At 69.3% G+C, this 398-nt stretch carries 1 protein-coding gene; it reads left to right on the forward strand.

What is annotated here, in order from left to right:
* Positions 1–162 precede the first annotated feature (162 nt).
* Positions 163–398: hypothetical protein (locus V2S85_RS27210; protein WP_419198243.1), on the forward strand; the 236-nt coding region annotated here is incomplete at its 3' end.

A 398-nucleotide genomic window follows, 5' to 3' on the forward strand; every position in this document is an offset into this window, starting at 1 on the left:
GCGGCATCGAATGGGCCGCGCCAAGCTTCGAGGATCTGCCGACGCAGTACACCATCGTCAATGGCTTCGCCTCGTTCCCGGTGCTGGAGAGCCTGGGCGGCTATGTCTTCGACATGGTCGGCGGCGCCTCGGGCGACGATACCTACCGGCTGGACTGAGCGCATGGCGAAACCCGGTGACGTTCCCGCCTCGCTCCCGTCCCCCCGCATCGTCGGCGGGGACGGCAAGCCCCTGCTGACGATCGACGTCCACGCGCACGCGATGTTCCCTGAGGTGGAGAAGCTGACCGCCGGGCGTCCCGAACGCGCGGGCGAGGAGGCGCTGCGCGTGCGCACGATGGGGCAGGAGACGGTGGACTACAACCGCGACGTCATGGTGCCCGGCTGCTTCCCGCGCCT

This window comes from Novosphingobium resinovorum (assembly GCF_036352595.1).
Classification (GTDB): domain Bacteria; phylum Pseudomonadota; class Alphaproteobacteria; order Sphingomonadales; family Sphingomonadaceae; genus Novosphingobium; species Novosphingobium resinovorum_B.